This window comes from Colwellia sp. MB02u-10, assembly GCF_014077185.1.
Lineage (GTDB): Bacteria > Pseudomonadota > Gammaproteobacteria > Enterobacterales > Alteromonadaceae > Cognaticolwellia.
In genome coordinates this window covers 82,560-96,671 of record NZ_JACGVK010000115.1, presented here as the reverse complement: position 1 = coordinate 96,671, position 14,112 = coordinate 82,560, and the positions used below count along the sequence as shown (strand labels likewise).

The following is a 14,112-nucleotide window of genomic DNA, read 5'->3' as shown; positions in this document are numbered from 1 at the left end:
GATGAAACAGGTCGCGTCATAAGAGAAGACAAACGAGGCGCTATCGATGCTAAAACCGCACAGATACTGTCAAGGCTGCACATCAGCGATGAAAGTTGGCTAAAACTCACCACAAACTTTGAAGGGATTTTCACTGGTGCTGTTGGCACCGCAGAGCATTTGTGTGAATTTACTGAACACGTGGGTTTAAAGCGAGCACACGGTAAAGCCAATGCTCAAGCTTGTTTGAATAGCGCTTAAACTTAACTACATGCTAAGACAGCAAGAAAAATACAGCTACCTTTGGGCAGCAAGTACCGCTTGCCTGACATTCACTCATTTAATGAAAATATATAAAAATCGATATACAAAGGCTTACCATATGAAGTACATGCATTGTTGTTGACCAATGGATAGCAGTGTTTCAGAGCATTATTATTGCGTAGAATTATCATGGGTGGCATGAATCATCGAATTATCATGGGTGGCATGAATCATCGCATGAATCATCAATCATCTGAAATGAATTATCTTCATAGATCTAGATTACTCAAAGCTAGCGTCTCTAATGGTTAATATTGCACTTTATAAAAACAAAAAAACACAAACTTTTATAACGTGATTATTTTTTTTACCTCATCAAGGCAAAAATCATATTTTTTCCAGTTTCCAATCGATTTATTGGAAATGGGCTGCCTTACTTGAACTGCACTTGCTGTTGACACGGGTGAAGGATTAGTTTGAATGTTTAAACATTGTTTCTGCCAGTCTAACTGGCAAAATTTCATTATCTTTTTTGCTTCATGTTCAGGATCATTAACTAATTTTTCATAGTTTGTGATCATAAAATTGTCAGGAAATTGTTTTTGCCAAAATTTCATCAACTCTATAAAGTGAGCATAAAACTTGGCTGTTGATGTTAGATCATTTGAGTAATAACAATAATCATAATTAAGGGAAAATATTTGTCTGTAGTTACTGACAATGGTGTCTAATGGATTTCTTTCTAAACAAACGATTTTAGATTTCGGTAGCGCTTTTAATATAAAGCCTACATTGAGAATGTTGAGCGGTAATTTATCCACAAACTTTTCACATTCACCTGATATGGCTAGAGTAGATTTAATATATTTTTCTCCAACAGATGTCAAATCACATTGTGCGGCCTTTAGAAGGTCCTCTTTCTGGTTGAGTTTTCGATGAGGTAAATTTGCAGCTTCCTTTAGCAATAGTTCAAAACTATGCAGTTCGCCAACACTGTTAACCTTGTGATGACCAGATAAAATTCGCTCTACTAATGTGGTGCCTGTTCTTGGCATACCAACAACAAAAATTGCTTGATCCGAATGATGGCCAGGCTGAAACTGAAGTTCAGGTGTTGAAAATGTTTCTTTAATGGCACTAAACATTTTTTCGTCTTCAGAAAAGTCGTAATTTACTTCTTTTATTCTACGTTTTTTAGCTTTATCTAAGGCTGTAAATGCCTTGGTGTAGTCATTTAATGCTTCGTATTCCGTTGCTAACGCATGGCTTAAATAAAGGAAGTCTTCGTGATTGTTAGCGTTCTCTCTTAATTGAACTAAACGGGTAATATGATTATTTTCTTGGGTAATACCGCCCAAACTTGTTAAAGCGGTATGTGCTTTGCAAAAGTTTGGCTCAAGCGATATTGATTTTTCATAGGCATTTCTTGCACCATTAAAGTCGCCTAAGTATTTTAAAGAAGAGGCTAAATTGAAATAAAAGCTGGCCTGATAATCGTCAAGATGAATTGCTTGACTGAATTTTTCTTTTGCTTTTTCATGTAGACCAATACGGCTAAAAACAACCCCTAAGGTATCGTATAAAATAGCAGAGGTTAACGTTACATTATAGAGCCTTTCAGCCCATAGTAAGCCATTGGTGACATCACCTTTTAATGTAAAACATTTAGCCAAGTAAACTATATACTTGCTATTGTCGGGTGATATTTTTATTGCACGATTAATAAGCTCAATAGCTTTATCTATATTGCCCGTACTTAACGGGATCATTGCTAACAAAAAGAATGCCTCAGCACATCCTCGATCTTGTTTAAGTACCTCAAGTAGGTGTTTATGTGCAGACGGGAAGTCATCTGTCTCTAATGCTGTTTGAGCCAACTTGATCAAATTATCAATAGGTAAAGGTGTCATAAATTTCATTAGTGTTATTTTTTGTCAACCTTATCAAAACATCGTTATTGATAAGGTTGACTAATAAAGGTTTACAATTCGAAGTTGTAATTAAAACGAACACCAATGGTACGTGGCTTAGTTATGTAATGACCATATGCCCGTTGTAAATTATCCACGCCTCTATTTTGGCTAGAAAATTTAGCGTTTCCGGCCCAAGATTTATCTCGGCGTACCGAAGTGTTTGCATATTTATCGAATAAATTATTGATATAAAGTGTCACAGACCAGCTCTCATTAGACAGTTTTGCGGATAAATTGCTTAATGCATAACCCGGCAATATTTCGCCATCTGCTTTTAAACCTGCTTTAGTATAAACATCACTTTGTGCTGTTAAACCGTAGCTAATATTTAATAATTTGTCACCCATTACTTCAGTTTCATAATCTACACCAAGAGAAAATTGATGCTCAGGTGCACCTGGTAATCGGTCACCATCAGCACCATCATAGTGATTTTGCAATGCACTTCCTGGTGTTGAAATTGATCCAAATAAATTAGGTGCAGCTTCTGTTAACTCTGCTTTGGCAAATGAATATGTCATGTAAGTAGTGAAGCTATCCCCAAGCATTGCTCGTGTTGAAAGTTCGACGCCTTTAGAATTTGCACTTCCAGCATTTGTAGTAATAAATACCGCTCCATTTTGAGTTACGCTAGAAACTTGAGCATCGTCCCAGCCCACATTGAAAATAGCAGCGTTTAGGTGCAGTCTATTGTTAAGCCAAGAACTTTTTATGCCTAGCTCAGTGTTGACTGTTTTATCTGGATCATAATCTAATTCGTGAGGTAGGGCACAAACTTGTGTTGATCCATCACATGCTGGTAATGCATTTGCGCCACCAAGCCTAAAACCTTCACTAATGGTAAAATAACTCATCACATCGGCGGTAAACTGATAGCCAGTATTAAACTTATACAAAGTATCATTACCTTTAGCCGACGTTTGTTGAAAAACTAAGTCATCTATACTTGCTACCGGGCCATCATAGAATGGCGCATGATTATCCGCTTTAGCTGATAAATCATATTCGAAGATACGTGTTCCTAGCGTTACAGACCATTTATCACTGATTTGATAAGCAATTTCACCAAAGATAGCTTGCTCTGTTTCTGATTTAGAGTTGACGTCTATATATTCTAAGTCACGTTCAATATTGGTATAAGTACCGTTAAACCAAGCATCAGTAATACCAATAGTATATTCTCTATCCTTAACGTTATCTTTGAGTTTGTTATAGTAATAACCCACGATCCAGCTAAAATCAGACTCCGATTTAGAGATTAATCGTAATTCTTGAGTAAAAGTGTCGCTAGATTTTTGATCATGTGAAAAGGCTGGGAAATCAGCATATCCGCTATATATATCCATTAATAAATCAGTCTGGTCGCGTAAACCATCATCTTTGTGTGTAGATTTACCCGTAGCAGAAACAAGCTGAGCAAAATCTAAGTCGAATTCTAATTCTAAACTTAGTAGTGTATCTTTATTCTCATTAGGTTCCTCAAAACGACGTACTGATTCAAATTGTCCAACTTGGCCAAATAAACGATTGTTGGTACTTAATGTATCCTGTTGTACGATTGAATTACCACCAGCATCTTGTTTTTGATAAAAATAATTTAGTGTGCCATTAAACCAATCAGACGGGTTCCAGCGCAATGAAACACGCGCCGTAGTGGTACTTTCATCGTTTGCGTCTTTCTTTTGTTTTAAATTGGCTGAAATATCAGCATCATCATTCCAATCAGGGTCAGGGCTGGAAACGCCAACTTCTTTAAGTAAATAATTGTAATCAACATAACCAGGGGAGTCATAATAATTAACATTGAATCTAACCGCTAACTTGTCTTCTATAATGGGGGTGTTAAAAACAAAACCTATTTCTTTACCTGTTCCGTCACTTTCATTCAATGAAAATATGTCACCAGTGATACTACCTTCTGTTATATCAAGTTCAGGCTTATTTGGAATGTATCGTATTGCACCAGCTAGAGAGCCTCCACCATACAAGGTTCCTTGTGGCCCAATAAGAACCTCTACACGTTCCATATCTTTAAGGCGAAAGTCAGCTCTAAGTGGAACCTCACCTAAATAAGTAGCAACAGTACCTCCATCACTTTCCCTATCAGACGAAGTAGTATTCAACCCTCGAACAATAATCGTCGCACTTTCTCGTCCACCTTGGTCTGAAATGGTTAAACCTGGTACCCAGCGTGCAACATCTTCAGGTGAGGAAATATTTTGATCTTTCATTACATCACTATCAAGTGCAGTGACATTGAGTGGGGTTGATTGCACACTTGAAGAGCGTCTGGATGCCGTGACTTGAATTACTTCAATACCTTTTGCCTCAGATGCTTTATTTGGTACTTCTTCTGCTAAAGCATAACCAGGCAACATTAGGATTGATCCTACGGTGATACAAAGTATAGACTTATTAAATTCTTTATAGCTTTTATAGTTTTTACTCATACTTTTCCCGTTATTTAAGTGAATATTAATATTCAATCATGTTTTATTTGAAATGTGACAGGTGGATATTAGTTTTCTTTTTACTCGATAAATAATATCAAGTTGAAGTTTTATTTTTACTCGATAAATAATAACAAGTTAAAGCAGAGTAAAACCCCAAATATTAATAAAATACATTCTAATAAGTCTGAAATTTTATATTATTATAGTGATTATTCTTATTCCTGAAATGGATTCGTATGCTAAAATCATTCATTGTTTAATAATTAGTAAAATAATCTGTATTAAAATACAGTTAGTTTTGATTAAGTTAAAGGTAAGTAAATTGAGAAGTAGCCATAATAAAGCAGATTTAGATAGAATAGATTTAAAGATCATAATGGCTTTATCTCGTGATGGCAGAATGACTAAATTACAATTAGCTGAAGAAGTAGGTCTTTCTGCAACACCTTGTTGGGAGAGAATGAAAAAATTAGAAAAGAAAGGTGTGATTAAGGGTTATCACGCAGCATTAAATCTTAATAAAATAATTCATGTTTCTTATTTTAGGGTAGAGGTTTCGATAAAAAATTATTCTACTTCGAAAGCCAATGAGTTTGAAAAGTTGATTTATGACATCCCAGAAGTAATTGAGTGTGAGGCTGTTTTAGGTGATATTGATTATTTATTGAAAGTCGTATCTCCTGAACTTGAAGGTTATCAAAAGACTATCGATTTTTTATTAGGAAATTCCTCACTACATATCAAACATAAAACCATTCCTGTATCTAAGACAGTTAAAGAAATATCACATCTCAATATCTCAGATCTTTACTCTAAATAAACAAATAAATGAGCTGGTTGAAATTTTTTTGTGGTTAGACTCAATCAAATGTGGAAGTATGATCTCCCACATTTGATTTCTTATACGAATTAATCTGAGATATTAGAGGCTACTTTAAAGACACCAGGTCTATTATTAGTGACTTTATTATCTTTGAAAACACGAACTCCGTTAACCCAAACACCTATAATACCCTCTGATAAAAGGCTTGGAGATTCCATTGACGCTCTATCTGTGATGGTATTTAAATCAAACAGTACTAGATCGGCGTCTAAATTAGTTTTGATTTCACCAACCCCTTTTAAGTTTATATGTGCTGCACTTAAAGAAGTCATTTTATGTATCATTTGTTCAATAGTTAATGTTTTTTGCTCTTTTACGTATTTTCGTATGGCACGTGGAAATGCACCAAAGCCTCTTGGATGACCTTGGCTTGCACCATCTGAACAGACATTACTGTGCTGCCATGACATAAAATTAGTTATATCATTTTCTGACATACTAACGCCTAATACCATTTCACGAATACCATTCGAGCGTTCAAGTTGTTCTTTAGATAGCTCGCCATACGCATCACGAATGAGTTGTAAATAAGTCTCTTCATTTGTTTGATTTCTTAAAATGGCTATTTCAGCTATATTTTTGCCTATTAAACTAGGATCAGGCGCATATGCAGTAAGAGTTAACTTATTAGCGGGTGCTAAATTTTTTAATGCAAATCGTGCAGCATCAAGATCATTAAAGTCTCGTTCAGGCAACAACACTGTTAGTGTTGCTTCCCAATAAGTGTAAGGGTAAATATCTGCTGATATATTAATGCCTTCAGCTCTTGCAGCTTCAAGACGATGTATCACCCTCTCTGATTGTCCCCATAAATTAACTGCAGCAAGCTTTATATGTGAAATTTGAACAGGTATTTTCGCTTCTTTACCAATATTAATTATCTCTTCAAGTGCAGCGTCAAAAGCTCTATCTTCACTGCGGATGTGGCTAATGTATATTCCGCCAAGTTTTGAAGCTGTTTTGGCTAAAGCAATAATTTCGTCTTTCGTTGAATAAATACCAGGGTCGTATTCAAGGCCTGTAGATAAGCCTAATGAGCCATTTTTCATGTCTTTAGTTAGTAAAACTTGCATTTCAGCAATTTCATCAGAGGTAGCTTCTCGTTTAAAATCTTCTCCCATCACTAGTGAGCGTATCCAGCCATGACCAGTGTAGGTTACAAGGTTAATAGCTATTGGATTGTTCGTTATTTTCTTATTAAGATCACCTTTAATCTGACGAGAATACCCGTCGCTACCTATAGCTATTGTCGTAATACCTTGTGATATTGCAGCCGTAGCATCTGTATTTTCTTCAAGGCCATAATCATGATGGCTATGCGTATCAATAAAACCTGGGGCAAGTATTAAACCGGTTCCGTCAATGGTTGTATCTCTCGATGTTTGATTTAAATCGCCAATTTCTAAAATTCCATCTTTGCTAAAGCGTACATCGCCTAAATAAGCAGGAGCACCCGTCCCATCAATAATCATTGCATTCTCAACTAACTGAGTTTGTTCGACACTGCTATCAGAGTTGTTAGTAATATTGTTATTTGTGCAGCTAACAATAAGTAGTGGAAGAAAAATATACCCCAAGAGTTGCTTGCGAGTATTAGTAAATAGCTGACTTGTAAAATGACATTTTTTTATCATGTTGTACCTTTAAATAAGTTATAACAATTCGTAAAATCAAACAACTTAAATAGTAAACTACTAGGTTGGTTTGATTTTACAGCTTTTTAATTACTTATTGATTTTAAAGTAATTAATCACAATCATTCTAATAATGAATATAAAATTATAGTAATACTGAGCAAGATTAGTCTCTAATATTAGAATGATATTTAGAGAGAATCGCTGAACAGTGCTGTTTTGAGTTATTTGTTTTTTTAATACACATAAACTTATTTAAAATGTACGGTTAAATCAAAAACATGAACATTTAAGTCTACGTAGATTCATATTACGTTAGTGATAGCTCTTATTAATATATTTTGAATTCATCGCACTTAATACGCCTTGATACGATAACCGAAATTCAACTTTATCACCCAGTCTATATTTTTTTTCTACATCAGAAATATCTAAGACAAGGTGATCGCTGCTCATACCTAGTATTTTGATGTTTTTATCAACGGAATATAAATCTTCACAATTGATATCTTGTCGGCCAATGGCACATAGGGCTTTTTTTCTAATACCTAAATCCTCAAAAAAGGGTTTATTTCCAAAAGCATCAAGGCCTATTTCTCCTATTGGTCGCGAGGGTTTATCCATCATCTCTATAATTTCGACGACTAAAGTAAATGCATCGAATTTAAGCCCATCAATTCTTTCATCGTTTAAACCTATCCCCATAAAGATAGAAGCGCCTAATCTTAGTTGATTGACTTCAATAGGCATTTTATTACTAGTCAACAAACCTAAGATTCCAGAATTTCCACCGGAAACAACGTCAAATTTTATCTGATATTTTTTTTCTATCTTATCTTTGATATTGACGAATTTACTGAGAATTTTTGTACTTGGAATGACGCCACCAAAGCAGGTAAGGTTTGTACCGATACCTAATAAGTGGATTCCTTTTAGCAGTAAAATATCTCCAATGGTTTTATCTAAAAGATCTATATCAATAATACCCTCTCGTAAATCCCCTAAATCAACCATTAAAATAATGTCGTGTATTTTATTTTTACTACTAGCTACTTCCGATATTTTTCGGATTATTTCAATTTCAGAATTAAGGGATACATCGACTAAATCAACCACTTTGTCAATTTGACTGAGCATTGGCAGACGTAAGAGTAACTTTTTGCCTGTAAAACCTTTCATGTCTTTAAAATTTTCAAGCCTGGAGTCTGCAATGACTTTTGCACCTAAGTCAATGATGCTACTGATTACTCTTTCATCTCCGCACATCAGTTTGACAACGACAGCAACGTCTATGCCAGATGCTTTACACTGATTAACTAATCGCGTCATATTATGCTTAATTGCATCTAACTTGATTTCTATTCTAGGGTACATACGATACTGCTCTTTATCTTAATTTGCCAAATTGAACAAGACGTTAATGGATGATAGAGTTCCGTGAATTTTTATACAGCACACCTATTAAAGAAGCGGTGTAGCCCTATAACGTCTTATTTAAAAAGGAATGTGTGGAAAAATTCAATTGTTAGATATGTTGGTTGTTTTGCTGAATCGAATGATTAATCGAAGACAGCTCAGGAACTTTTGGTTTATAAATCACTTTAAATAAGGTCAAAGCGCAAATAATGCCAATTAATGGGCTTAATATGTTGAACAAAGCATAGGGCATATAATCTAGTGTATTTACGCCTAATGTTACTGCCATAAATGCTCCACAAGTATTCCATGGTATTAATACAGAAGTGACAGTACCGGCATCTTCAAGCGCCCTTGATAAATTTAAAGGATCTAACCCCTTATTTTCATACTCTTGCTTAAATGCACGCCCAGGCAAAACAACGGCTAAGCTTTGATCTGAAGCGATTAGATTAACGCCAAATGCTGTACCCAATGTCGACACAATAAGTCCCTTAGCACTATCTACATTTTTGAGTACGTAACTGACTAACTTTTTAAGTAAACCTACTGATTCCATCACACCACCTAAAGAAAGCGCACAGATAATTAGCCAAATTGTATTTAGCATACTGTTCATTCCTCCTTTGGATAGTAACCCTCTTACAAGCTCGTTTTCTGTAGATGACTCATAGCCATTATAGGCAGTCGTCCAAACCCCTTTAAAAATAGCGAGTGGTGTTGATAAATTATGGTCTGTGCCCATCATTTTTAAAATAGCTTCTTGCTGAAAGACAACCGCAAAAATTATTCCAATGAATGACCCCATAAGTACTGTAGGCAAGGCAGGTACTTTTGCGCGTGCCATTAGAAATAACACTAGCATGGGAATTAATAGGTGTAGCCCGATAGTAAACTCACCTTTAATGGACTGAGCAATGATGTCAATTTCTTTTGGATCTATTATTGACGTTTCGTTCAAAGACAAAATTGTAAATAAGACAAGTGAAATAACAAATGCAGGCACTGTTGTCCATGTCATATGGCGGATGTGAGAAAACAACTCACTACCAGCAACTGATGGAGCAAGGTTGGTTGAATCAGATAGGGGTGACATTTTATCTCCCATATAGGCACCAGAGATAATAGCGCCAGCTGAAATAGCAGGGTCTAAACCAAGGCTATACGATATCCCCATTAATCCAACACCAACAGTGCCCGCGGTAGACCAACTACTTCCAATCGAAATAGAGACAATTGCACATAACAAACAACTAGATACATAAAACCACTGAGGCGATAACATTTCCATGCCAAAAACAAGTAATGTTGGTACTGTGCCTGACAAAATCCAAGTGCCAATAAGCATACCCACCGATAAAATAATTAAGATTGAACCCATTGCAGAATGAATACTATTAGTTATACCCTTTTGTATATCATCCCATCGATATCCATTTTTATAACCGATAATACCTGCAACAGATGCGGCCAAAATTAGTGTTAATTGATTGGGGCCTAAAGCTGCATCAGGACCAAAAATAAAAACTGATAATGATAAGAATATAATTAGAAAGAATATTGGAGTAAGCGCATCTAGTAAGCTTGGTTCTTTTATTATTTTATTTGATTTTGATATCTTTGTTTTTGACATAAGTTATAGCAGCCTTCTCAAAATAATTTAATAATTGTGCAAATTAATCTATCTAAGAACGAGATAGAAAAATTTATAAGAAAATAATATCAACTGCTAGCAAAATTAATCTCTGATTATTACGCTTATTTCGAAGAATAAACCTAAAATTTGATAAGATGCTGGGTAAATAGACTTTAAGGTAATCATTAAGCATCAAAATTAATAATTCACGTCATATATTTATGAGTAATTAGGCGCCATGAGAGTCATAGAGCCTTAGATGAGCACATTCAAAGTGTTATCTATTACGGAATTCTGTTTGCTACTTATCACTTCTGAAATACGCAAAGTGATAGTGTAGTTTCCACTAGTTCAATTTCGCCAAGTCGTAAACCCAACGAACATAGGTTTGTTTAGTTACCATTGAAAAGTGTCTAACTTGCTTCCAAACAGGGTTGAGTAGCAAGTTAATTGTGGCTGGAATACGTACAAAGTTAGCATTAGCCGTTTTATGATGCTCGACCGCTTTGCTAGCTTTCCAGCTGTCAGTCTTGATCAAAACCTATAAAGCCAAAGTGATAGTAATAGTTCAAGCTTGAGCTAATACATATTATCAGCAGCTAAGGTTTCAAAACGGCCTGAAGCGACTTTATTTTTATTATGCTGATATATTTGCCAATGGTTATTAACTCTATAATAACAAAAATAAAATATTACTTTGCCATTTAAAACACAGATACCCCAATCAAACTCTGTCTACCAATATTCTGTGCAATCAGTAACAACGAACGGGTAAATATCATTAGTACTTATTAGCACATATCGATTAGATAGAAAAAAAACCTCATTCGCTGGTGAACAGTGTGGTGAACAGTGGTTATGATAAGCAGTACCTTTATCTAGATGAACCTGATCCAGATGAAAAGTTTCAAGATCATAATGATTGCCAATATATACCGATTCTATTTGATGACTTTGAACGAATGCCAGTATTTGCTGCAAGAATAATAATAACTTCCATACAAATCAATAAGTAATAAAAATTATATCGGTTAACAAAATTATGTAATCAGACTGACAAAAATATTTAACTATCAATTGTTAATAAAAATAGCGAGTATTCCCACAATAGTATTTATTAATAACAAAAGAGCACATCATGAATACTTACTCAACTTCACCATCGAGTAATAAAAAAAAATTGAATAACGAATTAACTGAGTTTGATTTATCTCATCAAAGTCAATTTGCTAATTCAAAACATTTTAGAGACAGAACAAATGCATCTGGCCATCAGAAGCAAGCCAGTAAAAAAGTGCATAAAAAGTTACGTGATGTTTTTGATGATGATGACTATGAAGTTGAAGAGTGAAGTTGAGAGTGAAAATGAAGACTGTAATTAAAGAGTGAACTTGCAGCGATAATATCAAGATAAAAAAACGCCTCGCTAAGGGGATTTCATCACCTGACATTGTTCAATGACAGTATATCTTCTTGTAAGATCGGTGAAGCCCACTTGATTTAGGCGTTAAAATAGCCATTGATTGCATGTTAACTTTTGATGGCTTGACTCAATTCATCAGTGTCTATCCTTAACCCTCCCCTGGTCTGCAGCCAAATTGTGATGTAAACCTGTCAAGCTAGGTACAAATACCACTCCCTTTTTAATGACTCTAATCAAGACACTAATGTTACCTAAGTTCAGCAAATTTTATTCATTGCATTGTGCTAAAACAGCTAAAAATTAGCCTGTAATTTATCTGGTTTGATCATGCTTGTTTACTGTATATTTTTAAAATGTTTACAAAATATGTAGCGATAAAAAAAGATCAGAATAAGTTAAGGATTAGCAAGTCAGAGCGTTATAAGTGACCTCATCAGTCAACTTGCCTATTACATACTAAAAAATAGAGCCTTTGTATAAGTCACTTTCTTATAAAGCTATGCAGATAACTTTATGTAGACTAAATACCTGTAATGTTTTTCATTTATCACACCATACCTTCCTTCTAAATTATGTATTGTTATTTTTTGGCTATTAGCTGCATGACATTGTTCTTTGTGTGGTATTGATATTGATAAGACTCGCCTAAATTAAGCTCGCCTGACAATTACAGTGATTATTTATACTTTTGTTGTGCACCTAATGTGTGCGTCATCGTGATTGTGTTGTGCATGCAAACCTAATTTATAGACCCCTCCTCTACAAAAAATAAATTAAAAGCAACAAAAACAATAGGATAATAAAAATATCTGTAATGGCATTACATTTGCAGTTACATTTATATTTGAAGAATGTTCTTCGTATTGTGTAAGCCCGCCAGCTGAGTTAATAACCAAGCCATTGTTATGATTAACAGGGCAATGGCGTCTTGCATTAATAAAAACACAAATGTTAATTTTTAGGAGTTGTGGTATGAGTGGTCAAGGTAGTCTCAATATTTTTTCTTTCAAAGGTAAGATGAAAGCCTTACATATGAGTTGGATAGCGTTTTTCATTACGTTTGCTGTTTGGTTTAACTTTGCCCCCTTAGTATCGGTAATTGCAGACTCATTAGGCTTAACGAAAGCTGAAATAAAAACCTTAATGTTATTAAACGTAGCCTTAACCATTCCAGCGCGCGTTGTCATTGGCATGCTGACCGACAAATATGGTCCTCGCTTAACCTTTGCCGTATTACTTGCGGTATGTAGCCTTCCTTGTTTTATGTTTGCTTTTTCAAGCACCTTTGAGCAAGCGGCCTTATCTCGCTTTTTATTAGGTTTTATTGGTGCCGGTTTTGTTATCGGTATTCGTATGGTGTCTGAATGGTTCCCGGCTAATGAGCTTGGCACGGCTGAAGGTATTTATGGTGGCTGGGGTAACTTTGGTTCAGCTGCTGCAGCCATGTCACTACCGACACTTGCCTTGGCATTTGGTGGTGAAGACGGTTGGAGATACGCGGTTGCCTTTACCGGTGCATTAAGCTTAATTTTCAGTGTTATCTGGTATCAAAACGTCACTGACACGCCTAAAGGTTCAACCTACTTTAAACCTAAACACACAGGTGCGATGGAAGTAACCTCAACCGGTGACTTCTTCTTATTATTATTAATGAAAATTCCTATGTACGGTGCTTTAGCCTTACTGACATGGAAATTATCACCTGCTGGTGTAAGTTTATTGTCAGCACAAAGTGCACTTATTGCCTACATTAGCTTAGTGGTTTTATTTGCCATTGAAGTAAAACAAACTATTAAAGTTAACGGCCATTTATTTTCAAAGCCCGTTGAAGAAATTCACCGTTATAAGTTCAAGCAAGTGGCCGTATTAAACATTCTATACTTTGCTACTTTTGGTTCAGAATTAGCTGTTGTCTCTATGTTACCGTTATTTTTCGCTGAAACCTTCGAATTAAGCATGGTTTACGCAGCCATGTTAGCCTCTACTTATGCCTTTATGAACTTAATGTCTCGCCCTGGTGGCGGTTGGTTATCAGACCGCTTTGGTCGTAAAAAAACCTTATTAATTTTAACAGCTGGCTTAGCACTGGGTTATTTAGGCATGTCGGAAATTACTGGTGAATGGCCTTTAGCCTTAGCCGTAGCAACCGCGATGGCTTGTTCATTCTTCGTGCAAGCAGGTGAAGGTGCTGTATTTGCTGCCGTGCCTTTAATTAAACGTCGTTTAACCGGACAAATTGCTGGTATGACCGGCGCTTATGGTAACGTGGGTGCAGTGGTTTATTTAACGGTATTAACCATGGTTGATTATTCAACCTTCTTTTTGGTGATAGCAGCGACTGCTGTGGTCGGCTTTGTTACCTTATTCTTTATGCAAGAGCCTAAGGGTACTATTACCGAAGTACGTGCAGATGGCACGGTAGAATTAATTAAAGTTGGTCACTAACAAAAC

Annotated in this window: 9 protein-coding genes and 1 pseudogene; 5 read left to right on the top strand and 5 right to left on the bottom strand. The window is 35.5% G+C overall.

The window, feature by feature from the left end; all coding sequences use genetic code 11:
• Window positions 1-240: pseudogene (locus tag H4J59_RS08995) on the top strand (transposase); the annotation flags it as partial.
• 350 nt (window positions 241-590) lie between these two features.
• Here the strand turns inward: H4J59_RS08995 and H4J59_RS08990 are convergent.
• Together H4J59_RS08990 and H4J59_RS08985 are read right to left on the bottom strand one after the other, a co-directional pair.
• Entirely contained in the window at window positions 591-2,162 is a 1,572-nt protein-coding gene (locus H4J59_RS08990; RefSeq protein WP_182238674.1) for a tetratricopeptide repeat-containing sulfotransferase family protein, read from the bottom strand.
• 62 nt (window positions 2,163-2,224) lie between these two features.
• A complete protein-coding gene (locus H4J59_RS08985; RefSeq protein WP_182238672.1) occupies window positions 2,225-4,666 on the bottom strand; it encodes a TonB-dependent receptor in 2,442 nt (813 codons plus the stop codon).
• A gap of 325 nt (window positions 4,667-4,991) precedes the next feature.
• On the opposite strand from H4J59_RS08985, the gene H4J59_RS08980 reads away from it, so the two are divergent.
• The gene (locus H4J59_RS08980) at window positions 4,992-5,489 is read left to right on the top strand and encodes an Lrp/AsnC family transcriptional regulator (protein ID WP_220469774.1); all 498 of its coding nucleotides are present in this window, start codon (window positions 4,992-4,994) and stop codon (window positions 5,487-5,489) included.
• Between the two features lie 89 nt (window positions 5,490-5,578).
• Here H4J59_RS08980 and H4J59_RS08975 read toward each other — a convergent pair whose 3' ends face one another.
• From H4J59_RS08975 to nhaC, 3 genes are all read right to left on the bottom strand, one after another.
• Window positions 5,579-7,186: an amidohydrolase family protein gene (locus H4J59_RS08975; protein ID WP_182238670.1), complete on the bottom strand. Its 1,608-nt coding sequence runs from the start codon at window positions 7,184-7,186 to the stop codon at window positions 5,579-5,581.
• A gap of 315 nt (window positions 7,187-7,501) precedes the next feature.
• Entirely contained in the window at window positions 7,502-8,560 is a 1,059-nt protein-coding gene (locus H4J59_RS08970; protein WP_182238668.1) for an alanine/ornithine racemase family PLP-dependent enzyme, read from the bottom strand.
• Window positions 8,561-8,711: 151 nt separating this feature from the next.
• Window positions 8,712-10,235, bottom strand: a complete 1,524-nt coding sequence (gene nhaC / locus H4J59_RS08965) for a Na+/H+ antiporter NhaC (protein ID WP_182238666.1) — start codon at window positions 10,233-10,235, stop codon at window positions 8,712-8,714.
• An 836-nt stretch (window positions 10,236-11,071) separates the two neighbouring features.
• Here nhaC and H4J59_RS19820 point away from each other — a divergent pair.
• The 3 genes from H4J59_RS19820 (at window position 11,072) to H4J59_RS08950 (ending at window position 14,106) form a co-directional block, all read left to right on the top strand.
• Window positions 11,072-11,254, top strand: a complete 183-nt coding sequence (locus tag H4J59_RS19820; protein ID WP_404852014.1) for a peptidase C39 family protein — start codon at window positions 11,072-11,074, stop codon at window positions 11,252-11,254.
• A gap of 122 nt (window positions 11,255-11,376) precedes the next feature.
• Window positions 11,377-11,589, top strand: coding sequence for a hypothetical protein (locus H4J59_RS08955; protein ID WP_182238662.1), 213 nt, complete (start codon window positions 11,377-11,379; stop codon window positions 11,587-11,589).
• Between the two features lie 1,044 nt (window positions 11,590-12,633).
• On the top strand, window positions 12,634-14,106 hold the full coding sequence (locus H4J59_RS08950; RefSeq protein WP_182189867.1) for a NarK family nitrate/nitrite MFS transporter: 1,473 nt from the start codon (window positions 12,634-12,636) through the stop codon (window positions 14,104-14,106).
• The last annotated feature ends 6 nt before the right edge of the window (window positions 14,107-14,112 follow it).